Raw genomic sequence first — 21,783 nt, forward strand, 5'->3', positions numbered from 1 at the left:
CTGGGCGCCATGACAGGCTCTGAACCGAACCCTCCTGCCCCGTCCGAGGCCGCCCGGACATGGGCGCGCATCGCCGCGCTGAGTTTTGGCGGCCCGGCGGGCCAGATTGCGGTGATGCACCGTATTCTGGTCGAGGAGAAACGCTGGATCGGCGAGCGACGTTTTCTGCATGCCCTGAATTTCTGCATGTTGCTGCCAGGACCTGAGGCGCAGCAGCTTGCCACCTATCTGGGCTGGCTGCTGAATGGCACGCGCGGCGGGCTGATTGCGGGTGGGCTGTTCATCCTTCCCGGTCTGCTGTCGATCATGGCGCTCAGCTGGCTTTATGCCCTGCATGGCGAGGCGCCGCTGGTGGCTGCCATATTTTTCGGGCTGAAGGCCGGGGTGTTGGCCATTGTGCTGCAAGCGGTCATACGTCTGGGACGGCGGGCGTTGGGTGGCTGGCTGGCGCGCATTGTCGCGGTGGTCTCGTTCCTGTCGATCTTCGTTCTGGACGTGCCCTTTCCGGTCATTGTGATCGGTGCGGCACTGATAGGCCTGCTCGCCGGGCGCGGGGGTCAGAGCCGGAAGGGGGAACCGGATGAAGACGGGTTGAAGACGCCCCCGATGGCCGGAGCGTTGTTCGCGGGATGTCTGGCCTTGCTGGCATGGCTGGTCCCGGTGGTCCTGCTTGCGCTTTTTGTCCCCGGCACGGTTTTCGATGTGATTGCGCGCTTCTTTTCGCAGATGGCGGTGGTCACGTTCGGCGGTGCCTATGCGGCGCTGGCCTGGGTCGCCCAGGAGGCTGTGGCGGTGCAGGGATGGCTGCGCCCGGGGGAAATGCTGGACGGTCTGGGGCTGGCAGAAACCACGCCGGGGCCGCTGATCATGGTGCTGCAATTCGTGGGCTTTCTCGCCGCCTTCCGCGATGCAGGTGGTTTGCCGCCGCTTCTGGCGGGGACGCTGGGCGGCCTGCTTGCAACCTGGGTGACCTTTGCCCCCTGTTTCGCCTGGATCTTCCTTTGTGCCCCCTGGATGGAAAGGTTGCGCGGCAGTGTGGCGCCTGCGGCTGCACTGTCCATGGTGACGGCGGCGGTGGTCGGCGTCATTCTGAATCTCGCCCTCTGGTTTGCTCTGCACAGCCTCTTCGGGGACGTCATGCTCTGGCAGGCCGGGCCCGTCCGGTTGACTCTGCCGGTGCTGGTCAGCTTCGTGCCGTCGTTCGCCGCCCTGACCCTGCTGGCGCTGGGCCTGATCTTCTGGCGGGGTGTTGGCATCGGCACCACGCTTGGCATCATGGCGGTGGCCGGGGTGCTGCTGCATCTGGCCGGTTTGGTCTGAGCCTGTTTCCCGTGGAACAGGCCGCTGCGCGACCGACCAGAAATCGGTTCCGGGGCGGGAATACGCCTGCTAGGCTGAGCCTCTGGCCAAACGTGAGGACAGAGCCATGCCTGCCACCCGCCGCCTTTTTCTTGCCGCGCCAGCCCTCTTGCTGGCGACGCGTGGTTTTGCGCAGGCGCCTGTCGGTGTCACGCTGGCGCTGACCGGGCAGGCCATTCTGTCGCGCGGAAATGCGGAACAGGCGTTGCACCCTGACGATCCGCTGCATGAAGGCGATACCGTCAGCACGGGTGCCGCAAGCCTTGCTGCGCTGGAGCTGTTTACCGCGACACGGATCAACCTTGGCCCCGAAGCGCGGTTTATGCTTGATCGCTTTGCGGCCGATCTGGGGGGGACGATCACGATTGGCGGGGCCATGGTCTTCGACCGGCCCGATACGCTGGCGCCGCTGGACCTTGAAGTGCAAAGCACCTTCGCCCGTATCGGCGTGCGCGGAACGCGGTTCTACGCGGGGCCGAGCCGGGGCGTTTTCGGGATTTTCGTTCAGCGCGGCCGGGTTGAGGTCATGGCTGCGGGGCAAATCCGGCAGATCGGCGCGGGTGAAGGGGTGAATATCCCCGCTCCCGGGGCGGCACCGTCAGAGGTCAGCATCTGGGGGGCCGAACGGATTGTCGAGGCGTTCACGAGTGTCGGCCTGACCCCGTAAACCGTCCCTTGTCATCTGCCCCAAGCGCGGTTTTCCTTTCCGGCAGAAAGGCCTATATCTTACCTCCGACCTGTTTTGAGGCAGTTTCCCCATGTTCCGGTTTTTTGAAGGGCTTGTTGACCCTTATCAATCCTATGCGCGCAGCGATGCCCCGCCCCGCAGGCTTTGGCCCTTCCTGAGGGAATACGTCCGGCCATTCCGCGGCGTTTTCGCGGTAACAGCGCTGCTTTCGGTGCTTGCAGCAGGGTCGGATGTGGCGCTGATCTGGTATGTGGGGCGTCTGGTCGACTTGCTGGCCACGGCCAGCCCTGCCGAGGTCTGGAATGGCCATGGAACCGAGATCATTGCGGTCGGTCTTGCCGTACTGATCCTTCGGCCGCTGTTGCTGGTGTCGAATGTGGCGCTGCTGCACAACACCATCCTGCCGAATTTCGGAACGATGATCCGCTTTCGCGCGCATGACCATGTGATGCGCCAGCCGGTCGGCTGGTTCGAAAGCGATTTTGCCGGCCGCATTGCCAACCGGGTGATGCAGACGCCCCCGGCGGCGGGCGATGCGGTGTTCCAGACCTTCGATGCGGTGGCTTTCGCCAGCGTCACCATCGTCGGCGCGGGTATCATGCTGGCGGATGCCGACCCGCGTCTGGTGCTGCCGCTGCTGGTCTGGTTCGCGCTTTACGCGGCGCTGGTGCGCTGGACATTGCGGCGGGCGGGGCCGGCCTCGAAAGCCAGTTCCGATGCGCGCTCGGCCGTGACCGGGCGGGTGGTCGATGCCTATACCAATATCCATTCGGTGAAGCTGTTCGCGCATCACGATCTGGAAATGCGCCATGCGACCGAGGCGATCGAGCATGCCCGTGCCACCTTCCAGACGGAAATGCGGGTCATCACCAGGATGGACCTGGCGCTGACCGTGCTGAATGGCGGGTTGATCGTGGCAGTCACGGGCTGGGCGCTGGTGCTGTGGTATCAGGGGCAGGCGAGCGTCGGCACCGTGGCGGCGGCGGCGGCGCTGGTGTTGCGGCTGAACAACATGACCTATTGGATCATGTGGGCCACCACCTCGTTGGTGCAGGCGCTGGGCGTGGTGCAGGAGGGGATGGAGACCATCACTCAGCCCATCGGTCTGGTCGATGCGCCGGCGGCCACGCCCTTGCGGCTGACGGCGGGCGAGATCCGGCTGGAGAGCGTGTCGCATCACTATGGTCGCGGCTCGGGCGGGTTGCGCGACGTGAACCTGGTGCTGCGCCCCGGCGAGCGGATCGGGGTTGTCGGTCGTTCCGGTGCGGGCAAGTCGACGCTGGTGAAGCTGATGCTGCGCTTCTACGATTGCGAACAGGGCCGTATCCTGATCGACGGGCAGGACATCGCGGGGGTCACGCAAGACAGCCTGCGCCGCGAGATCGGCATGGTTCAGCAGGATTCGAGCCTGTTGCACCGCAGCGTGCGCGAAAACATCCTTTACGGCCGCCCCGCGGCGACCGAGGCCGAGATGATCGCCGCCGCCCGCCGCGCCGAGGCGCATGAGTTCATCCTGACGCTGCAAGACCCCGAGGGCCGCAGGGGCTATGACGCCCATGTCGGCGAGCGGGGGGTGAAGCTGTCCGGCGGCCAGCGGCAACGCATCGGGCTGGCGCGGGTGATCCTGAAGGACGCGCCGATCCTGATCCTCGACGAGGCGACATCGGCGCTGGACAGCGAGGTCGAGGCCGCCATTCAGGATGCGCTTTATGGCGTCATGCAGGGCAAGACCGTCATCGCCATCGCGCACCGGCTTTCGACCATCGCGGCGATGGACCGCATCGTCGTGCTGGAGGATGGCGCGGTGGCCGAAGAGGGCAGCCATTCCGACTTGCTGGCGAAGGGCGGGCTTTACGCCCGCTTCTGGGCGCGGCAGTCCGGCGGGTTCATCGGAACGGAGGACGAGGCATGAAGGCACTGCGCGGCCTTGCCGGCTTCATAGATGCCTTCCGACCCGCGGAGGGCATGCCGCCCCAAGAGCTTGGGCCGTTCTTCCGCTGGTGCCTTGCCGGTGCCTGGCGACCGCTGGCCGTGGCGGGTGCGATTTCGGCACTGGCCGGCACGACCGAGGTGGTTTCGGCGCTGATCCTCGGCATGGTGGTGGATGCTGCGGTCGGCTCCGGCCCCGTCGGGTTCTTTGCCGAACAGGCCGGGCTTCTGGCACTGTTCCTGCTGTTCTACCTCGTGTTGCGGCCGCTCACCTTCGCCGCGTCCTCGGCCTCGAACTCGATCATCGTCGGGCCGAATGTGATGCCGCTGGTGCTCAGCCGGTTGCATCGCTGGACGCTGGGGCAAAGCGTCACCTTCTTCGACAACGATTTCGCCGGCCGTATCGCGCAAAAGCAGATGCAGGCGGCGCGCGCCGTCACCGATACCGCGACCGAGGTCATCAATACGGTCTGTTTCGCGCTGGCCTCGGTGATCGGTTCGGCGATTTTCCTGATCGCCATTGATGCCTGGATTGGCGTCGCACTTCTGGTCTGGCTGGTGGCCTATCTGGCGCTGATCCGGTTCTTCATGCCGAAGGTAAAGGGCAATTCGGCGGCGCGGGCGGCGGCGCGGGCGATGGTTTCGGGGCAGGTGGTCGATACGATCACCAATATCAAGACGGTGAAGCTGTTCGCCCATGCCGCCTTCGAGGATCGCGTGGCGCTGCGCAGCATGGAGGTTTTCCGCGAGCGCAGTGTCGAATTCGGCGAGATTTCCACCTGGTTCCGCCTGTCGCTGATGACGCTGGCGGGCGTGTTGCCAGTGCTGCTGATCGGGGGCACGGTGCTCTTGTGGCAGCAGGGCGGGGCGACGGCGGGCGACATCGCGGCCTCGGGCGCGGTGGCGATGCGGATCGCGCAGATGACCGGCTGGGTCAGCTTCACCCTCATGTCGATCTATACCAGCGTCGGCGAGGTCGAGGATGGCATGCGCACGCTTGCGCAGCCGCATCAGCTTGCCGATGTGCCGGGGGCGGTGGCTTTGCCGCATATCGCGGGCCGGGTCGATTATCTGGAGGCCAGTTTCGCCTATGGGCGCAAGCGCGGCGGCATCGACGGCGTGACGCTGCATATCGCGGCGGGCGAGAAGATCGGGATCGTCGGTGCCTCGGGGGCGGGGAAATCGACCTTGGTGGCGTTGCTCTTGCGGCTCTATGACTGCGAAAAAGGCATGGTTACGGTCGACGGCCATGACCTGCGCGGGGTGACGCAGGAAAGCCTGCGCCGCCAGATCGGCATGGTCACGCAGGAAACCGCGATGTTCAACCGATCGGCGCGCGACAATATCGCCTATGGTCGCCCCGATGCGTCGGAGGCCGAGATCATCGCCGCCGCCCGCGCCGCCGAAGCGCATGAGTTCATCCTCGCGATGGAGGATCATCAGGGCCGCAAGGGCTATGACGCCTATCTGGGTGAGCGGGGGGTGAAACTGTCGGGCGGGCAGCGGCAGCGCATCGCGCTGGCACGGGCCTTCCTGAAGGACGCGCCGATTCTGGTGCTGGACGAGGCGACAAGCGCGTTGGACAGCGAAGTCGAGGCCAGTATCCAGGAGGCGCTGGGCCGGGTGATGCAGGGCAAGACCGTGCTGGCCATCGCGCATCGCCTGTCCACCATCGCCGAAATGGACCGCATCATCGTGCTGGATCAGGGCCGGATCGTCGAGGAAGGCCCGCATGAGGCGCTTCTGGCGAAAGGGGGGCTTTACGCGCGCTACTGGAACCGGCAATCGGGGGGCTTCATCGTCACCGAAGAGGCAGCGGAATGAAACTGACCATCGCGCGGCTGGGGCACCATGGCGACGGCATCGCCGAGGGGCCGGAAGGTCCGGTCTATGTGCCGGGCATGTTGCCGGGCGAGGAAGTGGAGGGGGATCTTCAGGGCAGCCAGTTGACCGCGCCGAAGATCGTGACGCCCTCTGCGGACCGGGTGAAGCCACCCTGCGCCCATGCAAAAAGCTGTGGCGGCTGTCTGATGCAGCATGCGCGTGACGGTTTCGTGGCTGACTGGAAGCTGGGTATCGTGCGCGGCGCGCTGGCGGGGCAAGGGTTGGAGGCACCGTTGCGGCCGATCCTGACCTCGCCACCACGCTCGCGCCGTCGTGCCACGCTGGCCGGGCGGCGCACCAAGGGCGGGGCGCTGATCGGCTTTCACGCGCGCGGGTCAGATACCATTATCCCCGTGCCGAACTGCCAGCTTCTGCACCCCGATCTGATGGGCGCTGTGCCCGCGCTGGAGGCGCTGGTGCGCACAGGCGGCTCCCGCACGGGCGAGCTTGCGCTGACGGTGACGCGCAGCCTTGCCGGGCCGGATGTGGCGGTACAGGGCGGCAAGCCTCTGGATGCGACGCTGCGGCTGGATCTGGCCCGCGTGGCCGAGGCGCATGGCCTGTCGCGGCTCAGCTGGGGCGATGAGGTGATCGCCCTGCGTGCTGCGCCGATGCAACGCATGGGCCGCGCGCTGGTCGCCCCGCCGCCCGGTGCCTTTCTGCAAGCGACCGAAGAAGGGGAGGCGGCGCTGCTGTCCGCAGTGACCGAAGCCGTGGGCGATGCGCCGCGCATCGTCGATCTGTTCGCGGGCTGCGGCACCTTCACCCTGCCGCTGGCCGAACGTGCCGATGTGCTGGCCGCTGAAGGCGACGCCGCGATGATGGCGGCGCTGGACAAGGGCTGGCGTCAGGCCGGGGGCCTGCACCGCGTCACCTGTGAAACGCGCGACCTGTTCCGGCGCCCGCTGGAGCCTGACGAGTTCAAGGGCGTGGGCGCCGTCGTCATCGACCCGCCGCGCGCCGGGGCCGAGGCGCAGGTGGCGACGCTTGCGCACAGCCGGGTGCCGGTCATCGCCATGGTCTCATGCAATCCAATCACCTTTGCCCGTGATGCAAAGGTGCTGATTGCGGCGGGGTGGCGGCTCGATTGGGTACAGGTGGTCGACCAGTTCCGCTGGTCGGCGCATGTGGAACTGGCAGCCCGCTTCAGCTTGTGAGTCCGCGCACGAAGGCGTGAAGCGACTGTGAGCATCTGCACGCATATACAGGCTGTGCAGTTTCTGCCATTTTGGCTATGGGCAGAAAAAACAAAGCAGCAGGCACCCCATGACTTTCGCGCGCCTTTTATCGGCATTCCTTCTTGTGGCGTTGTTGGCCGCATGTGGCGGAGGCAACAGCAAGTTCCGCAGTTACAAGGGCCCGGCGGTCACCTCGATCCAGGTCCACAAGGGCGCGCGCAAGATGTATCTTCTGCACGACGCCAAGGTGCTGAAACAATACGATATCGGTCTTGGCTTTGCACCCGAAGGCCACAAGCAGTTCGAGGGCGACGGCAGGACCCCGGAAGGCACCTACTTCATCAGCTTCCACAATCCGAAAAGTCGCTATCACCTGTCGCTGGGCATTTCCTATCCCAACCTCGCGGACAGTGCCTTCGCCGCCTCTCAGGGCAAGCGGCCGGGAGGCGACATCATGATACATGGCCGTTCCAACTACAAAGGCACCAACAAGGGTGACTGGACCGCGGGCTGCATTGCCGTGCGCGACAAGGAGATGGAAGAGATCTATGCCATGGTCCGGCAATATACGCCGATCCATATTCTGCCCTGAGCGCAGCCGCGCAAAAGCAAAAAGCGCCGGTCGCGGGACTGGCGCTTTTTCATTTGGCAGGGCAGTTTACTGCGCCGGAGGCGCGCCGCCGACGTGATCCATCTCGGAGGTCACGGTGCGCCCAAGTGCCGTGGCCGAAACCCGGGCGACGGGTGCGCGTGTCGAATCCCCGGTCAGCAGGGTCCACCAGATCTTGCCGCTCGGCTCCTGATACCAGGAGAAGCCGATTTCGTTCGACTGCGGGTCCATCACGACCGCACGGGTGTCGGGCACGGCCGTCCAGGATGCCAGCGTATCCAGCTCGGTTTCATAGGTTTCCGAAATCAGCTCGCCCTGAAGATGCCCTGCATATCCGGCCCGTTGAACCCGGAGCAGCGGCGACGAGCCGTCCGAACCGAAGTGCCAGGGGCGGTTCTGTTCCGACATGTCGCGGGAATGTGCATTGGCGGCGGCGATCAGCGCCCCGTTATATTGCAGCGGCTGCACCCCCTTGGCCGAGCGCAGGGTATTCACTGCCTCCAGCAGACGGCCCGGAATCTCGGCCTCGGTCCGCTTGTCGATGTGATAAACGCGCGGAAGCGGCCGCCCGTCCGCCCCGATCGTGGGCTGGGTATCGGGGGCCGCACAGGCCGCCAGCAGAGACAGGGCACAGATCGACAGAACGGGAAAGCGCGTCATTGGGGGCACCAAGTGGGATTTCGACCGCCCGTCTTTATCCAATCGCGGCGGGGTTATCAAACGCAAGTCTGCGTGATTTCGCCAAGTGACATCTCTTTGATTTGCGAGTTTGCCGCACAGCGGCTAAAAACCGCCCAATCCAACCCTCAGGAGATCAGCGATGTCAGCTGAACATTCGCACGGGCCCAGCCGCAGGGCCGTTCTTGTTGGCGCTGCCACGGTGGCCGCCGCCGCAGCCATGCCCGCCTTCGCTCAAGTGGAAGGGTCGGTTCGCAACAATATCTCGAGCTTCCGCATGCTCGACTGGCAACCCTATTTCAGCAATCTCGCCAAGGGCGCGATTCTGGTGGATACGACCTCGCGGGCGCTGCACTTCTGGTCCGAGGATCAGTCGACCTACAAGCTGTATCCCACGTCGGTGCCGCTGTCGGACGAGCTGACTCGCCGTGGCCGGACCGAAATCATCAAGAAGGTCGTCGGCCCGGAATGGCGCCCCACGCCTTCGATGAAAGAGCGTAATCCCGACTGGCCGGATTATATTGGCCCGGGCCCGGACAACCCGCTGGGGACGCGCGCGATGTGGCTGTCCTGGACCTATTACCGCATCCACGGCACGCATGACACGCGCAAGATCGGCCGCAAATCATCGAACGGTTGCATCGGCATGTACAACGAGCATGTCGAGGAACTTTTTGATCTCGCCCAAGTCGGCACACAAGTGTTGCTAATTTGACGACAGGCGCGGGTGCATTCGTGCACCGGGTGGGAGCCAATTGCGCCGGTTTGCGTTCAAGTCTAAACACGCCTTACGAGGTACAGTCTTGGGTGCGCGGTGTCGCCTCTGCAACATCCGATCCCGCGCGTTATCTGGAGAGATCGAAATGAAGAAACTCGCTCTTGCTGCCGCTCTGTCGGTTGCCGCCACCACCGCCTTCGCCGGCGGCATGGTCGAGCCGGTGATGGAGCCGGAAGTTGTGGAAGCTGCCACGTCGTCGTCGTCGGGCGCGCTGGTTCCGCTGCTGCTCCTGCTCGTCGTGGCCGCTGCGGTCGCTTCGAACTGATTTGACTTCACGTCATGGAAAGGGCGGCAGGGCGACCTGCCGCCTTTTTCATTTGGGCCGCAGGTAAAGCGGGCCGGTCAGACCCAGCCCGCCAGATTGTCGCGCACGACGCTCGCCAGTGCCTCGATATGGGCCGCATCGGCGTTGAGGCAGGGGATGTAGGTAAAGACCTCACCCCCGGCATGTTCAAAGCTTTCGCGGATCTCGCCGTTGATCTCTTCCAGCGTTTCGATGCAATCGGCGCTGAAGGCGGGCGCGATGACCGCGATCCGCTTCCTGCCCTGTCTGGCCAGCGCGGCGACATGCTCCACCGTATAGGGCCGCAGCCATTCCTCGGTGCCGAAGACCGACTGGAAGCTGGTGTCGATGCTGCCCTTTTCCCATCCCAGCCGCTCGCGCAGCAGGCGCGTCGTTTTCTGACACTGGCAGTGGTAGGGGTCGCCCTCCATCAGATAGCGTTTCGGCATGCCGTGATAGCTGGCCACCAGCACATCGGGGCGATGATCCAGCGCGGCATAGGCGCGTTCCACCGATTGCGCCAAAGCCTCGATGTAAAGCGGATGGTCAAAATATTCGGGCACGGTGCGCACGGCGGGCTGGCGCTTTTCCTTCATCAGCGCGCGGAAGAACTGGTCATTCGCCGTGGCCGAGGTAGCGCCCGCGTAATGCGGGTAAAGCGGGAAGAACAGCACCTTTTCGCAGCCCGCCTCCACCATCGCGCGCAGGCGTGATTCGGTCGACGGGTTGCCGTAGCGCATGCAGAAATCCACCATGACCCGATCGCCGAAATCGGCCCGCAATGCCTCGGCCAGCGCAGCGGTCTGATCCCTGGTGATGGTCATCAGCGGGCTTTCGCCCTTTTCCTCGTTCCAGATCAGCTTGTAATTCGCGCCGCTGGTGAAGGGCCGCTTGCTGAGGATGATCAGTTGCAAAAGCGGTTGCCACTTCCAGGCCGGGTAGTCGATGACCCGCCGGTCCGACAGGAATTCGTTCAGATAACGCCGCATCGACCAGTAGTCGTAGTTGTCCGGCGTGCCCAGATTGGCGAGCAATACCCCGATCTTCGGGGCGCGCACCGGAGGGTGATCGGCAGGCGCATGGGCCAGACGGCCTTCGCCCGGCCGGATCAACCCGGCCACCGCATCGCGCAGCGCATCAAGCATCGTCTTCTCCTGCATTCGGTTTCGCGCCCCAGATAGTGCCATGGGGGCAGGGGTCAACTGTCGTTTTTCGTCGCACCTGTGCGGGCGGCGTTCAGTGCATCTTCCAGCCGCTGCACGGCCGAACCGGGGCGCAGCGGTTTTTGCTGGCTTTCATGCGGGCTCCAGCCGGTCAGGCAGATCACTTCGAACTGCGCCTCGATACGGCCATCGGCACCTGTTTCGTACCGCTGCGCGGCGTCCTGCAAAATCCTTCGCCGGGTAAACCGGCGTGACCTTTCGGTCATTGCATTGGCCTCGCCCATGGCGCGCAGGTCGGCCATCAGATGCAGCGCATCCCGATAGCTGACCCGGCGGGTAAAGCTGTCGGCGACCGGCAGGTTCAGCCCGGCGCGTTGCAGCAGCGCACCCAGATCGCGGATTTCGCCCATCGGCAACACGCGCGGTGACAGCCCGCCGGTTTGCGCCACCTCGGCTTCGGCCAGAGCGGCCCGCAAGGCCACCAGCGTCTGCCCGCCCAGAGTCAGGCCGATGAACAAACCGTCAGGGCTCAGGGCACGGCGGCACTGCACCAGTTGTCCGACCGGATCATTCGCCCAATGCAGTGCCATGGCGTGAATCACCAGATCATGCGCACCGGGGACGAGGTTCAGCATCTCGTCATCGGGCACGATCTTCGCATCCGGCAGGACGCCAGCCCAGATTTCCGCGAAAGGCGTCACAATGGCGGGTTTCGTAAACTGCCTGTTAACCGCAGCGAGTCTTTCCTGAACCTCGGTGACGGCTTCGTCATGCAGGAACAGCGCGTTGGGGCGGGCGCGGCGGCGGTTCCGGGCAAGGGCTGGGCGATCAACAAGCTGGGGCGGGGTCATGCGGGCTCCTTTCCGCGGACCATAGGAGGGTCGGATGGGAATGCAAGCGGCTGTGCAACTGGTTTACCCGCCACAGTGCCTCAGTTGCGATGCGCTGGTGACTACGGATTTTGGGCTTTGCGCACGTTGCTGGCGGGAAACGCCGTTTATCGCGGGGCTTGTCTGTGATTGCTGTGGCACCCCCTTGCCGGGCGAAGAGGGCGGCGCACCCGTGCAATGCGACGATTGCCTGACCATTGCCCGGCCCTGGGGGCGGGGGCGGGCGGTGATGCTGTACCGCGACAATGCGCGACGGCTGGTCATGGCCCTCAAGCATGGCGACCGGCTGGATTTGGCCCGGCCCGGCGCGCAATGGCTGCATCGCGCAGCGGCCCCGCTGTTGCAGCCCGATACATTGCTTGCGCCGGTACCGCTGCACTGGCTGCGTCTGTTCCGGCGGCGCTACAACCAGTCGGCGTTGCTGGCGGCGGGGCTGGCCCGGCTGGCCGATCTGCCGCATTGCCCTGACCTTCTGGTACGCCGCCGCAATACCCGCAGTCAGGAAGGGCGCGACCGGGAGGGGAGGTTCCGCAATTTGGAAGAGGCGATCCGGGTCAACGAGCGACGGCGCTGGCAGATGGAAGGGCGGCCGGTTCTGCTGGTGGATGATGTGATGACCTCCGGCGCCACGCTGGGGGCCTGTGCCGATGCCTGTCTTGCGGCGGGGGCCGCGCGCGTGGATGTGGTGGTGCTGGCACGCGTTGCGAAAGACGGATGAATCCCTATAGTCTTGCCGCAACTGCGAGACTGAGCGGACCTCATCATGAAAACTGTCGAAATCTACACCACCCCGACCTGCCCGTATTGCCTGGCGGCCAAGCGGCTGCTGACGCGCAAGGGCGCGGCTTTCACCGAAATCGACGTGAGCCGCGACCCTGATCTGCGGGCGGCAATGACTGACCGGGCGAACGGGCGCCGCACTGTGCCGCAGATTTTCATCGGCGGGCAGCATGTCGGTGGCAGCGATGACATCCACGCGCTTGACCATGACGGCAAGCTTGATGCCCTGCTGGCGGGTTAGGCGATGCGGGTTGCGCTTGTCCAGCTGACGGTGACCGATGATCCGGCTGAGAACCTGCCGGAAACGCTCGCCTTCCTGCGCATCGCGGCAGAGGGTGGCGCCGATCTGGTGCTGACGCCGGAATGCACCAACATGCTCAGTTCATCGCGCGAACATCAGCGCGCCACGCTGCGGCATGAAGACGATGATCCCACGCTGGCTGCTATTCGCGCCGAGGCGAAGGCGCTTGGCATCTGGGTGCTGATCGGGTCTCTGGGGCTGCTGACCCAGGATGCGGACGGGCGCTTTGCCAACCGCTCCTTCCTCATCGGGCCGGAGGGTGAGATCGCCGCGCGCTATGACAAGATCCACATGTTCGACGTGAACGTGACCGAGACCGAGGTTTACCGCGAAAGCGCGGCCTACCGGCCCGGCGCGCAGGCGGTCGTGGCGGACATCCCGCTGGCAAAGATCGGCATGACGGTCTGTTATGATCTGCGTTTCCCGCATCTGTTCCGCCGTCTGGCACAGGGCGGCGCGCAGATCCTGACCGTTCCGGCCGCCTTCAACCACCTGACCGGGGCCGCGCATTGGGAGGTGCTGCTGCGCGCCCGTGCGATCGAGACCGGCTGCTTCATACTGGCGCCCGCACAGACCGGCTTCCACCCCGAAAGCGCGGGCAAGGGACGCAACACTTATGGTCACAGTCTTGCGATTGCACCCTGGGGCGAGGTTCTGGTGGATGCGGGCACCGATCCGGGTGTCACTTTTGTCGATCTCGACCTGACCGAGGTTGAAAAGGCGCGGGGCCGCGTGCCTTCGTTGTCACACGACCGCAGCTTCGACGACCCGTGATGGCAGAGAAGACCGAAGATCTGGCGATTGCCCTGTTTGGCGAGCTGTTCATGGCCGATCAGCTTGCCCGCAACCGTTTGACCAAAGCGCTGCCCAAAGGGATGGAGCTGTCGCATTTTGGTGTGCTGAACCATCTGGCGCGCATTCAGGAAGAACGCACCCCGGCCCAGCTTGCGCGCAGCTTTCATGTCACGCGCGGCGCTATGACCAACACGCTGGCAAAGCTGGAATGGGCAGGCCACATCCATATCCGGCCGGACTGGGACGATGCGCGACGCAAGTTCGTTGCAATCAGCCCGTCGGGCCGGGCGGCCCGCGATGCGGCGGTGCAGGCGATTGCACCCCTTATAGGCGAGGTGGTGCAAGCCCTCGGCGCTGATCGCGTTCGCGCGGTGTTGCCCGTGTTGCGGGAACTGCGGACCAAACTGGAAGGCGCGGAATAGCCGCTCCGGACAGGGCGGCCCGCGCAGGCTGGCCGTCGCGGTTATCTGACCAGACGATCCAGACGCGTGCTGATGCCAACGGCATCATAGAACAGACCAATGATCGTCTTGGTATTCGCCAGCGAGGTCTGGGTGGCCAGAACGAGATCGCGGTCCTGCACGAGGAATTCCCCGGCACTGAACAGCCCGTCGGCGGTGGTCAGGTCCAGCGCAAAGATCACGCGTTCCTTGCCGGGGCCACTGCCATCGCTGCGCAGATCGCCGGGTTTGTAGTTCCGCAGGATTAGCACGCTTTTGGGGTTGGCGCGGGTATCATTCAGGCCGCCAGCCAGTGAGGCGGCATCCAGCGCGGTCACCTTGTCATGCGGGAATGGGATCTGCGCCTCGCGTCCGGTGGCGCCCAGCGACAGGAAGTAGCGCGAATCGTCCTCGACATAAACCTTGTCGCCCCCGCGCAGCGTCGTATCCTGCGAAGGGCTTTTCAGCAGGCTTTCCGCCGAGGTCGCATAAAGCTTGCCGCCCCGCATCAGGCGCACCTGCGGGTTTCGCAGGCTCTTGGTGATCCCGCCGCCCATAGCGAGAAGGCTCAGGACCGTGAAATCGCGATCCGGCATGACATAGTTGCCCGGAGAATTTACGCCGCTGACCAGATCGACCGAGCTTTCACGTCCTGCGTGATGGCTGAGCTGAACCTGGGCAGAGGGGATGATCTGCGAAAACTCGGCCTGTATCGTATTGCGCGCCCGGTCGGGTGACATCTTCGCGACATAGACCTGATCGACGTAGGGCAGGAACACCTCACCCGCAGGTGACACGCGGATGCCCTTCATCTCGACCACCTTCTGACCCGACTGGGTCAGAAGCGAGCTGTCGCCGTTGTCCCAGATGGCGAGGTCAAGCGTGTCGCCCGCCTCGATGATCTGCGAACTGGGGCCCTTGGTGCGTGCGATCCAGCCGCCCGCCGGGCTTGCGCCGCGCGTGGGCCAGGACGAAAGCTGCGGAAGCGTCGCGCGGGTCACGGGATAGACGGCGAAATCTGCGTCTTCCTTGTCGGCACCGGCAAGGATCTGACCGGCATTCGGACCGCCCGCCGGAAGGTCGCCACAGGAGGCGACCATCCCGAGGCTGGCTGTAGCCAAGCAAAGCCTAATCGCAAATTTCCGCATCAATATCTCCGATCGGGCCGCACCTGGCAGGGTGGACTTTGACAGCGGTTGCAAGATACTGGGGTGAGGCCGGGGGTTCAACAGCCTAGTTTGGTCCGGTGAATTTGACGGCAAGGCTGCGATGATCTGTGTCTCAGGGGCTTCAGGGCGACTCGGCTCCATTCTGCGGGCAACCTGGGCGCGCGCGGATGTGGTCTGGAGCCGCCGGCTCGCCGGGGAAGGCTGGCTCGCCTGGGACATGATGACAGAGCCATTCCCCGCATCCGGCACCGATCTGCGGGGGGGCGTGATGCTCTGTCTGGCCGGGGTGGTTCCGGCGCCGGGCGCTGTGCTGGCTTCGAACATCCAGATTGCGCTGGCGGCCTGCGAGGCGGCACAATCTGTTGGCGCGCGCCATGTTTTCCTGGCATCTTCCGGTGCGGTTTATGGCCCCGGGGGCCTCAAATCGGTGCCTTTTGCGGAAACCGCCTTGCCGCATCCGACGTCTGAATATGGCGCGGCGAAGCTCGCGGCAGAGCGGGAGGTGGCCCTTTGGCAGGCGCGCCATCCCGGGATCGGTGTCACCCATCTGCGGATCGGAAATGTCGCCGGGGCGGATGCGGTTCTGGGGCGCCCGCTGGATGTCCTGCGCCGGATCGACTCGGTTCCGGGGTCTGCCGGAGGGCCATTGCGGTCCTATATCGGGCCGCAGGGCTTTGCCCGTGTCCTGTCCGGGCTTTGTGATCTGGCGCTTTCCGGCGGCAATATTCCGCCGATCCTGAACATCGCCGCGCCGGGGGCGGTGGCCATGGGTGATCTTCTGACCGCCGCCGGGGCCGACTGGGAGACGGGTCCGGCCAATGCTGCGGTCATTCCGGCGGTGGTTCTTGCCACCGGGCAGCTGGAGCGTCTGTTGCCCGGGGTGGCGGGAAGCGGAAGCGTCGATGATCTGGTGGCGGACTGGCGGATCTGGAGGGAGCGGGCGTGACCTGGGGCAAGAGGCTGTTCGATCTGGGGCTGGCGCTGCTGTTGTCGGCGGTTCTGGCCGTGCCTTTCACGCTGCTGCTTCTGGTGCTGTTGATCCGGGACGGCCGGCCGGTTTTCTACGTTGCCGAGCGGATGAAGGCGCCGGGAGTGCCGTTCCGGCTCTGGAAGCTGCGCACCATGACCGTCGTACGGCAGGACAGTGGCGTTTCCGGCGGTGACAAATCGGCCCGGATTACGCCGACCGGGCGGTTCCTGCGCGCCACGCGACTGGATGAAGTTCCACAATTGTGGAATGTGATCCGGGGCGACATGAGTTTTGTCGGGCCGCGCCCGCCGCTGCGACTCTATGTCGAGCGCTTTCCCCGGCTCTATGCAGAGGTGCTGCAAAGCCGCCCCGGAATTACCGGCCTGGCCTCGTTGCATTTTCACCGGCACGAGGAGTACCTGCTGTCGCGCTGCGGCACTGCGGAGGAGACGGATGCAGTCTATGCGCGCCGATGTGTGCCCAGAAAGGCCGCGCTTGATCTGATTTATCAGCGAAATCAGAGCGTGTGTTTCGACCTTGTGTTGCTCTGGCGTACCGGCTCGGGCGTATTGTTACGCAAAATGCTGGGAAAATAGGCTGAATCGCGCGAAAACGGGGCAAAGCCGCCATGGCCCGGCTTGTTGGACGTGTCGGCTTCAGGTAGTTTTCCACCGACTATCCCGGTTGGCCTCCTGCGAGTTCGCCTGTCGCTGCGCCGAGCAAGAAGGTTGTTGAATGAACATTATCAGACGCGGCCTTTATGCCTTTCAGTCGGGGCTGAGCCGCAAGAACAAGCAATTTGTTTTGTTCATGATCGACGCCATTCTGCCGCCGGTCATTCTGGTATTGGCCATCGCGGTTACCTACAACGGCTTTTCCCTGTTCACGCGACTGCCGCAGGTGTTTTACCTGCTGCCCGCGCTTTCACTGACCGGCGGGGCGGTCTCGGCCTGGCTGGGTATTCCGCGCGTTCAGCTCAAGTCGTTCGAAACGACGGCAATGCTGCGGACGGCGCTTTACTCCGTGCTCGTGACGGCGGTTGCCGCCGTGATCTCGCGTTTTGTCATGCCCGGTTTCGGCGTGGCGGGCATCACGATCTACGGCTTGATGCTGTTTCTCGCCGCAGTCAGCGTCCGGCTTGGCATGCTGCATCTGCTGCTGTGGGTGCTGCGCAATGGCCAGCCCAAGCATCGCGTGCTCATCTATGGTGCGGGGACGACCGGGGTGCAGCTTGTCGCGGCGCTGCGCGCGCACGAGCGGATCGTGCCGGTGGCTTTCATCGACGACAACGAGGCGCTGCATTCGATGACGGTGGCGGGGCTGCGCGTGCTGCCACCCTCTGATCTGAAGGAACTGGTGGAACAGCGCGACATTGACCGCATCATTCTGGCCATGCCGTCGGTCTCTGCGCCCAAGCTGGCACGACTGACACGGAATTTGCGGCAGATGGGCCTCAAGGTGCAGTCCTTGCCGTCCTTCGCCCAGCTTGTCGGCGAGGAAGAGCTGATTGACAACCTGTCGCCTGTTGCGCCGGGGCAGTTTCTTGGGCGCGATCAGGTGGGTGACATGCTGGCCGAGGGCGAGCAGGCCTATCGCGGAAAGGCCATCCTGGTTTCCGGCGCGGGCGGCTCCATCGGGTCTGAACTCTGCCGTCAGCTTATCCCCTGCGGACCGGCCTGTGTGGTGCTGTACGAAGTCAGCGAGGTCGCACTTTATACGATCGAGCGCGAGTTGCAGGAACTTGCCGCCGGCACCGGGGTGGAGATCGTGCCGGTCCTGGGTTCTGTCACCGATTCGCGGCTGACCCGTATGGTGATCAACGATCACAGGATCGAGGTCGTGTTTCACGCCGCAGCCTACAAGCATGTGCCGTTGGTCGAGATCAATCCGCTGGCCGGGCTTGCCAACAACGTTCTGGGCACCCGCACGCTGGCGGAAGCGGCCAATGATGCCGGGGTGGGGCGGTTCATCCTGATTTCCTCTGACAAGGCGGTGCGCCCCACCAATGTGATGGGAGCCTCCAAGCGCCTGGCCGAGCTGGTCGTGCAGGATATGGCCAAACGCTCGCGCGGGACGCTGTTCTCGATGGTGCGCTTTGGCAATGTTCTGGGGTCGTCCGGTTCCGTCATTCCGCTGTTTAAGGAACAGATCGCCAAGGGCGGCCCGGTCACGCTGACACATGAGGATGTGACCCGTTATTTCATGACGATTTCCGAAGCCTCGCGTCTGGTGCTGCTGGCAGGCTCTTTCTCGGATGCCGAAACCTCGCGGGGCGGGGATGTCTTTGTGCTGGATATGGGCAAACCCGTGCGTATCCGCGATGTTGCGGTGCAGCTGATCAACGCCGCGGGCTATTCCGTGCGCGATGACGCACACCCCGAGGGTGATATCGAGATCGTCGTGACCGGCCTGCGTCCGGGCGAAAAGCTGCATGAGGAACTGCTGATCGGTGCGGGCCTGCTGACTACGCCGCATTCCAAGATCCTGCGCGCCCGCGAAGACAGCCTGTCCGAACTTGAGATGGCCAAGGCCCTGCGCGCCCTGCGGTCGGCGATTGCCGTCGGCGACCATGACGGCGCGCGCCGGGTCATCAAGACCTGGGTGCATGGCTACAGGGCACCTGTTCAGGAAACGATCCGCGCAATACGTCGGTGACAGATTGTTGAGCGCGAACGATTGCCTTAAACTGCCGCGGATAGCATAGGCGGAGCGACGATGAGTGCATTCAAGACCCCGGCGGGAAGGTTCCTGCTTGCGACCTCGGTGGTTGCCCTTTGCGCCTCGGGATTTGCGGTTGCGGAAACCGCGCCTTCGCTGAACTTCTACGGCGCGACCGGCCTGATCGACATGCCCTCGGGCGAGGCGCAGCCGGATGGCAATCTCACCGTTTCGAGCGGCCATTTCGGCCCGATCAGCCGCACGACGCTCAGCTTTCAGGTGACGCCGCGCATCTCTGCCAGCTTCCGGTTCCTCGGTATCCGTGACTGGAACAAGAACAGCGCCTGCCAGCCGAATTGCAATTCAGGCATTGATCAGTTCGACATCTACTATGACCGTTCGTTCGACCTGCGCTACAAAGTGCTGGATGAAAGCCGGTATCTGCCTTCGGTTACCGTCGGCTTGCAGGATTTCGCGGGGACGGGGATCTTGTCCGGCGAATATATCGCAGCCACCAAACATATCACCCCGAGCCTGAAGGCTACGGTTGGCGTCGGCTGGGGACGGCTGGGCAGCTATGGCTCGATGGGGTCGCCTTTCGGCCCGCGTGACCCGATTGACGTTGGTGAAGGCGGCAAGGTGAACTTCGGCCAGTGGTTCCGTGGCCCCGCCGCGCCTTTCGCGGGCGTGGAATGGCAGGCGACCGACCGGCTGTCGCTGAAGGCCGAATATTCGTCTGACGATTACGGGCTGGAGGCTGACAAGCGCGGCACCTTTGACCGCAAGAGCCCGCTGAACTTCGGCGCGGAATACAAGCTGAGCCCCTGGATCACCCTTGGCGGCTATTACATGTACGGCAGCGAACTGGGTTTCGCGGCGCATTTCCTGATGACACCGGGCCAGCGTCCGCTGGGCGGTGTGAAGGATGGCGCGCCCGATCCGGTGAAGCTGCGGCCGTCGCGGTCGGTCGATGCCGATGCCTGGTCGCCGGAATGGGTGACGCAGGAAGGCGCTGCACCCATCTTCATCACCAATCTGAACAAGCGGCTGAAGCAGGACGGCATCGTGGTCGAGGCCATCGGTTACAGCGCCAACACCGCCGAAGTGCGCATCCGCAACAGCCGCTACGACGCCGAGGCGCAGGCGATTGGCCGGGTGGCGCGGGCGATGTCGCATGTGATGCCGGCCTCGGTCGAAGTCTTCGAGATCGTGCCGCTGGCGAATGGCATGCCTGCCTCGCGCGTGAAGGTGCGCCGTTCCGATCTGGAGCGTCTGGAATACGATCCGAACGCCAGTGCGGCCATGCAGAATGCAGTCACCGTGTCGAACCCCGGTCAACGGGCACCGAACCTGACCTACGACCCTGATCTGTACCCGAACCTGTCATGGTCTATCGCGCCCTATAACCGGGTACGGCTGTTTGACCAGCGCTCGCCGTTCAAGATGGACGTGGGGCTGCGGTTCGCAGGCCGGTATGAATTCGGGCCGGGCTGGGTGCTGCAGGGGTCTGCCACCAAGAAGATCGCGGGTAACCTGGACGAGCCGCCGCCTGACATCACGACGGGCCTGCAGCCCGTGCGTTCCGACGTCGACCTGTATGACGCCAACGCCGACCCGGCGCTGGAAAGCCTGTCGGTATCGAAATACGCCTATCTTGGCGGTGATGTGTATGGCCGCGTCTCCATCGGTTATCTGGAGCGGATGTTCGGTGGTATCTCGGGCGAGGTGCTTTACAAGCCGGTCAACAGCCGCTGGGCCGTCGGGGCAGAGCTGAACTATGTTGCGCAGCGCGATACGGACGGGCTGTTCGGGTTCAGCGAGTATGATTACCGCGTGGCGACCGGCCATATCTCGGCCTATTACACCTTTGCGCCGGGCTTCCATGCGCAGCTGGATGTGGGTCGCTACCTGGCGGGCGACGTCGGGGCTACGCTGGCAGTGGACCGCGAATTCTCGAACGGCTGGCGTGTGGGGGCATTCGCCACCAAGACCAACGTCTCGTCTGAAGATTTCGGCTCCGGCTCTTTCGACAAGGGGATTCGTCTGGAGGTTCCGCTGACCTGGGGCACCGGCAGCCCGTCGCGGCGGAAGTATGAAACGGTCATCCGTCCCTTCGGCCGCGATGGCGGTGCGAAGCTTGATATCGACGGGCGCCTGTACGAGACGATTCGCGATTATCAGGACGCAGGCATTCAAGAGCAGTGGGGACGATTCTGGAAATGAAGCTGCTGAAATCTGCCTTTGCCCTGCTGACCGCCTGTGCCGTTCTTGCCGGTTGCAGCAGCGACAGCGAATCCGGTTCGCCGCTGGTCTCTACGGCAAAGAACCTGTCCTCCGCGATGCTGAAAAAGCGTTCGGCGGGTGCCGCCGCGCCAGTCACCCGTGCGGATTTGGCCAAGCTGAATGTCCCGGTCATCAAGGGAGAGTTGAAGAGCGGCAATTCGACCATCTATCTTGTGCCGATCGCGCGGAATGGTGCCGTCGACACCTGGTCGACCTCGGATGACCTGACCATTTCGTTTCGGGATGGCGTGATGCTGACGACGCGGGGATTCGGTCCCGACATCATGCAGGCGGTCGTTCCGAGCCGCGCTCAGCTGGCTTCTGGTGGCGGTTCACACCGCCGGAGTTATTTCTACCTGGACGGTGCCGATAAAATGCACCGCTTCGATTATGATTGCAGCGTTTCGGTGATTGGGGGGGAAACAATCACTGTGGTAGGACGGCAACATTCGACCCGTCATGTGGCAGAAACCTGCCGGGGCGGGGGGCGTGAATTCACCAACGAATACTGGTTCGAAGGGGGTAATTTTATTAGGAAATCCAAAGAGTTGATGGTCCCGGAATGGGGCTATCTTGAACTGGCCCGGGTCATTGACAACGGCTAGAGAATACTACTTACTTTGAGTGTCGCGTTGTGGTATCCGAATGCCCAATCGCCAAACAAAATGTCATGGAGAGACAGATGAAAAAGTTCGCTTTCGCCGCTCTGGCAACCGCTCTGACCGCTTCGACCGCTTTCGCCGGCGGCCCGGTCATCGTTGAAGAAGAGCCCGCCCCGGCTGTGGTCGTGGCTCCGGCTTCGTCGGGTTCGCTGGGTGGCGGCGCTGCTCTGGCCGCTCTGGCCGGCATCGTTGTCGTCGCCGCTCTGGCGTCGAACGACTCGGGCAGCCACTAATCCACGCCTCTCGGCGCGGACGAAAATCGTTCCACGGAAGGGCCCGGAAGCG

At 64.1% G+C, this 21,783-nt stretch carries 22 protein-coding genes; 18 read left to right on the forward strand and 4 right to left on the reverse strand.

The features are described from left to right. Nucleotides 1-9 precede the first annotated feature (9 nt). From chrA to IE126_RS16720, 6 genes are all read left to right on the forward strand, one after another. Complete coding sequence (gene chrA, locus IE126_RS16695) at nt 10-1,320, forward strand: chromate efflux transporter (protein WP_229825603.1); 1,311 nt, start codon at nt 10-12, stop codon at nt 1,318-1,320. A gap of 106 nt (nt 1,321-1,426) precedes the next feature. After that, nucleotides 1,427-2,026, forward strand: a complete 600-nt coding sequence (locus IE126_RS16700; RefSeq protein WP_108130375.1) for a FecR family protein — start codon at nt 1,427-1,429, stop codon at nt 2,024-2,026. A 91-nt stretch (nt 2,027-2,117) separates the two neighbouring features. Beyond that, nucleotides 2,118-3,959: an ABC transporter ATP-binding protein gene (locus IE126_RS16705; protein ID WP_189381660.1), complete on the forward strand. Its 1,842-nt coding sequence runs from the start codon at nt 2,118-2,120 to the stop codon at nt 3,957-3,959. Next, complete coding sequence (locus IE126_RS16710; protein ID WP_189381661.1) at nt 3,956-5,800, forward strand: ABC transporter ATP-binding protein; 1,845 nt, start codon at nt 3,956-3,958, stop codon at nt 5,798-5,800. The genes IE126_RS16705 and IE126_RS16710 overlap by 4 nt, the downstream gene beginning before the upstream one ends. Beyond that, nucleotides 5,797-7,017, forward strand: coding sequence for a class I SAM-dependent RNA methyltransferase (locus IE126_RS16715; RefSeq protein ID WP_108130378.1), 1,221 nt, complete (start codon nt 5,797-5,799; stop codon nt 7,015-7,017). Before IE126_RS16710 ends, IE126_RS16715 begins: the two co-directional genes overlap by 4 nt. Before the next feature lie 109 nt (nt 7,018-7,126). Then, nucleotides 7,127-7,630 carry a L,D-transpeptidase family protein gene (locus IE126_RS16720; protein WP_189381662.1) on the forward strand — a complete coding sequence of 168 codons (504 nt, stop codon included), beginning with the start codon at nt 7,127-7,129 and terminating at the stop codon, nt 7,628-7,630. 66 nt (nt 7,631-7,696) lie between these two features. Here IE126_RS16720 and dalA read toward each other — a convergent pair whose 3' ends face one another. Then, nucleotides 7,697-8,308 (reverse strand): divisome-associated lipoprotein DalA, encoded by a 612-nt coding sequence (dalA, locus tag IE126_RS16725; RefSeq protein ID WP_108130379.1) that lies wholly within the window; start codon nt 8,306-8,308, stop codon nt 7,697-7,699. A gap of 160 nt (nt 8,309-8,468) precedes the next feature. On the opposite strand from dalA, the gene IE126_RS16730 reads away from it, so the two are divergent. Next, the gene (locus IE126_RS16730) at nt 8,469-9,041 is read left to right on the forward strand and encodes a L,D-transpeptidase (RefSeq protein WP_054304151.1); all 573 of its coding nucleotides are present in this window, start codon (nt 8,469-8,471) and stop codon (nt 9,039-9,041) included. A gap of 148 nt (nt 9,042-9,189) precedes the next feature. Beyond that, a complete protein-coding gene (locus IE126_RS16735; protein WP_054304150.1) occupies nt 9,190-9,369 on the forward strand; it encodes a hypothetical protein in 180 nt (59 codons plus the stop codon). A gap of 77 nt (nt 9,370-9,446) precedes the next feature. On the opposite strand, the gene hemH is transcribed toward IE126_RS16735, so the two are convergent. Next, on the reverse strand, nt 9,447-10,532 hold the full coding sequence (gene hemH / locus IE126_RS16740) for a ferrochelatase (RefSeq protein ID WP_189381663.1): 1,086 nt from the start codon (nt 10,530-10,532) through the stop codon (nt 9,447-9,449). Between the two features lie 53 nt (nt 10,533-10,585). After that, nucleotides 10,586-11,401, reverse strand: coding sequence for a methyltransferase domain-containing protein (locus IE126_RS16745; protein ID WP_189381664.1), 816 nt, complete (start codon nt 11,399-11,401; stop codon nt 10,586-10,588). Nucleotides 11,402-11,435: 34 nt separating this feature from the next. On the opposite strand from IE126_RS16745, the gene IE126_RS16750 reads away from it, so the two are divergent. The 4 genes from IE126_RS16750 to IE126_RS16765 are packed head-to-tail and all read left to right on the forward strand — an operon-like array spanning nt 11,436 to nt 13,738. Next, nucleotides 11,436-12,158 carry a double zinc ribbon domain-containing protein gene (locus IE126_RS16750; protein WP_054304147.1) on the forward strand — a complete coding sequence of 241 codons (723 nt, stop codon included), beginning with the start codon at nt 11,436-11,438 and terminating at the stop codon, nt 12,156-12,158. 45 nt (nt 12,159-12,203) lie between these two features. Then, a complete protein-coding gene (grxC, locus tag IE126_RS16755) occupies nt 12,204-12,461 on the forward strand; it encodes a glutaredoxin 3 (protein WP_054304146.1) in 258 nt (85 codons plus the stop codon). A gap of 3 nt (nt 12,462-12,464) precedes the next feature. Further along, nucleotides 12,465-13,295: a carbon-nitrogen hydrolase family protein gene (locus IE126_RS16760; protein WP_108130382.1), complete on the forward strand. Its 831-nt coding sequence runs from the start codon at nt 12,465-12,467 to the stop codon at nt 13,293-13,295. Further along, nucleotides 13,295-13,738: a MarR family winged helix-turn-helix transcriptional regulator gene (locus tag IE126_RS16765; RefSeq protein WP_054304144.1), complete on the forward strand. Its 444-nt coding sequence runs from the start codon at nt 13,295-13,297 to the stop codon at nt 13,736-13,738. Before IE126_RS16760 ends, IE126_RS16765 begins: the two co-directional genes overlap by 1 nt. Before the next feature lie 41 nt (nt 13,739-13,779). Here IE126_RS16765 and IE126_RS16770 read toward each other — a convergent pair whose 3' ends face one another. Next, a complete protein-coding gene (locus tag IE126_RS16770; protein ID WP_108130383.1) occupies nt 13,780-14,904 on the reverse strand; it encodes a polysaccharide biosynthesis/export family protein in 1,125 nt (374 codons plus the stop codon). A gap of 121 nt (nt 14,905-15,025) precedes the next feature. Here IE126_RS16770 and IE126_RS16775 point away from each other — a divergent pair, with 121 nt between their 5' ends. The 6 genes from IE126_RS16775 (at nt 15,026) to IE126_RS16800 (ending at nt 21,731) form a co-directional block, all read left to right on the forward strand. Next, nucleotides 15,026-15,871 carry an NAD-dependent epimerase/dehydratase family protein gene (locus IE126_RS16775; protein WP_189381665.1) on the forward strand — a complete coding sequence of 282 codons (846 nt, stop codon included), beginning with the start codon at nt 15,026-15,028 and terminating at the stop codon, nt 15,869-15,871. After that, complete coding sequence (locus tag IE126_RS16780) at nt 15,868-16,491, forward strand: sugar transferase (RefSeq protein ID WP_189381666.1); 624 nt, start codon at nt 15,868-15,870, stop codon at nt 16,489-16,491. The genes IE126_RS16775 and IE126_RS16780 overlap by 4 nt, the downstream gene beginning before the upstream one ends. A gap of 139 nt (nt 16,492-16,630) precedes the next feature. Then, a complete protein-coding gene (locus IE126_RS16785; protein WP_108130591.1) occupies nt 16,631-18,550 on the forward strand; it encodes a polysaccharide biosynthesis protein in 1,920 nt (639 codons plus the stop codon). Between the two features lie 60 nt (nt 18,551-18,610). Continuing rightward, nucleotides 18,611-20,776: a YjbH domain-containing protein gene (locus IE126_RS16790; protein ID WP_054304140.1), complete on the forward strand. Its 2,166-nt coding sequence runs from the start codon at nt 18,611-18,613 to the stop codon at nt 20,774-20,776. Further along, nucleotides 20,773-21,441, forward strand: a complete 669-nt coding sequence (locus tag IE126_RS16795) for a YjbF family lipoprotein (protein WP_189381667.1) — start codon at nt 20,773-20,775, stop codon at nt 21,439-21,441. Before IE126_RS16790 ends, IE126_RS16795 begins: the two co-directional genes overlap by 4 nt. 77 nt (nt 21,442-21,518) lie before the next feature. Then, a complete protein-coding gene (locus IE126_RS16800) occupies nt 21,519-21,731 on the forward strand; it encodes a hypothetical protein (RefSeq protein ID WP_054304138.1) in 213 nt (70 codons plus the stop codon). Nucleotides 21,732-21,783: the final 52 nt, after the last annotated feature.

The sequence above is a fragment of the Gemmobacter nanjingensis genome (assembly GCF_014652195.1).
Taxonomy (GTDB): Bacteria; Pseudomonadota; Alphaproteobacteria; order Rhodobacterales; family Rhodobacteraceae; genus Gemmobacter; species Gemmobacter caeni.

What these genes read in the sequence shown, in the direction of transcription:
- hemH (WP_189381663.1), bottom strand. Translation starts at nt 10,532, where the DNA reads ATGCTTGATGCGCTGCGCGATGCGGTGGCCGGGTTGATCCGGCCGGGC.
- chrA (WP_229825603.1), top strand. Translation starts at nt 10, where the DNA reads ATGACAGGCTCTGAACCGAACCCTCCTGCCCCGTCCGAGGCCGCCCGG.
- dalA (WP_108130379.1), bottom strand. Translation starts at nt 8,308, where the DNA reads ATGACGCGCTTTCCCGTTCTGTCGATCTGTGCCCTGTCTCTGCTGGCG.
- IE126_RS16785 (WP_108130591.1), top strand. Translation starts at nt 16,631, where the DNA reads ATGAACATTATCAGACGCGGCCTTTATGCCTTTCAGTCGGGGCTGAGC.
- IE126_RS16715 (WP_108130378.1), top strand. Translation starts at nt 5,797, where the DNA reads ATGAAACTGACCATCGCGCGGCTGGGGCACCATGGCGACGGCATCGCC.
- IE126_RS16710 (WP_189381661.1), top strand. Translation starts at nt 3,956, where the DNA reads ATGAAGGCACTGCGCGGCCTTGCCGGCTTCATAGATGCCTTCCGACCC.
- IE126_RS16770 (WP_108130383.1), bottom strand. Translation starts at nt 14,904, where the DNA reads ATGCGGAAATTTGCGATTAGGCTTTGCTTGGCTACAGCCAGCCTCGGG.
- IE126_RS16765 (WP_054304144.1), top strand. Translation starts at nt 13,295, where the DNA reads ATGGCAGAGAAGACCGAAGATCTGGCGATTGCCCTGTTTGGCGAGCTG.
- IE126_RS16790 (WP_054304140.1), top strand. Translation starts at nt 18,611, where the DNA reads ATGAGTGCATTCAAGACCCCGGCGGGAAGGTTCCTGCTTGCGACCTCG.
- grxC (WP_054304146.1), top strand. Translation starts at nt 12,204, where the DNA reads ATGAAAACTGTCGAAATCTACACCACCCCGACCTGCCCGTATTGCCTG.
- IE126_RS16705 (WP_189381660.1), top strand. Translation starts at nt 2,118, where the DNA reads ATGTTCCGGTTTTTTGAAGGGCTTGTTGACCCTTATCAATCCTATGCG.
- IE126_RS16800 (WP_054304138.1), top strand. Translation starts at nt 21,519, where the DNA reads ATGAAAAAGTTCGCTTTCGCCGCTCTGGCAACCGCTCTGACCGCTTCG.
- IE126_RS16745 (WP_189381664.1), bottom strand. Translation starts at nt 11,401, where the DNA reads ATGACCCCGCCCCAGCTTGTTGATCGCCCAGCCCTTGCCCGGAACCGC.
- IE126_RS16730 (WP_054304151.1), top strand. Translation starts at nt 8,469, where the DNA reads ATGTCAGCTGAACATTCGCACGGGCCCAGCCGCAGGGCCGTTCTTGTT.
- IE126_RS16775 (WP_189381665.1), top strand. Translation starts at nt 15,026, where the DNA reads ATGATCTGTGTCTCAGGGGCTTCAGGGCGACTCGGCTCCATTCTGCGG.
- IE126_RS16750 (WP_054304147.1), top strand. Translation starts at nt 11,436, where the DNA reads ATGGGAATGCAAGCGGCTGTGCAACTGGTTTACCCGCCACAGTGCCTC.
- IE126_RS16720 (WP_189381662.1), top strand. Translation starts at nt 7,127, where the DNA reads ATGACTTTCGCGCGCCTTTTATCGGCATTCCTTCTTGTGGCGTTGTTG.
- IE126_RS16735 (WP_054304150.1), top strand. Translation starts at nt 9,190, where the DNA reads ATGAAGAAACTCGCTCTTGCTGCCGCTCTGTCGGTTGCCGCCACCACC.
- IE126_RS16760 (WP_108130382.1), top strand. Translation starts at nt 12,465, where the DNA reads ATGCGGGTTGCGCTTGTCCAGCTGACGGTGACCGATGATCCGGCTGAG.
- IE126_RS16795 (WP_189381667.1), top strand. Translation starts at nt 20,773, where the DNA reads ATGAAGCTGCTGAAATCTGCCTTTGCCCTGCTGACCGCCTGTGCCGTT.
- IE126_RS16700 (WP_108130375.1), top strand. Translation starts at nt 1,427, where the DNA reads ATGCCTGCCACCCGCCGCCTTTTTCTTGCCGCGCCAGCCCTCTTGCTG.